Origin of the sequence: Pseudomonas sp. DE0010, assembly GCF_007680745.1 — a bacterium.
Lineage (GTDB): Bacteria > Pseudomonadota > Gammaproteobacteria > Pseudomonadales > Pseudomonadaceae > Aquipseudomonas > Aquipseudomonas parafulva_B.
In genome coordinates this window covers 1-340 of sequence record NZ_VEJQ01000099.1, presented here as the reverse complement: position 1 = coordinate 340, position 340 = coordinate 1, and the positions used below count along the sequence as shown (strand labels likewise).

The window sequence follows — 340 nt, the reverse complement described above, 5'->3', positions numbered from 1 at the left end:
AGAGCGCCATCGTCACCACCAACTTCCGCCCCTTCGAGGCGGTGATCCTGCACCTGGTCAGCCAGGTCAAGCCGGACATCCCGGTGGTCTGGATGGACAGTGGCTACAACACCCCCGCCACCTACCGCTGCGCGGACGAGATCGTGCGCAAGCTGGGTCTCAACCTGGTGACCTATCTGCCCAGGCGCTCGCGCGCCCATCGTGAGGCCATCGACGGCCCGGTGCCGGGGCTGGACGATCCGCGCCACGCCGCCTTCACCGAAGAGGTCAAGCTGGAACCCTTCGCCCGCGCCCTGCGCGAGACCGCGCCCGAGGTCTGGTTCACCGCCCTGCGCGCCAC

1 protein-coding gene is annotated in these 340 nt (G+C 69.1%); it reads left to right on the top strand.

Annotated elements, in window-relative coordinates; genetic code table 11:
* A partial coding sequence (locus FS767_RS21825; protein WP_144968186.1) for a phosphoadenosine phosphosulfate reductase family protein occupies positions 1-340 on the top strand: 340 nt, incomplete at both ends.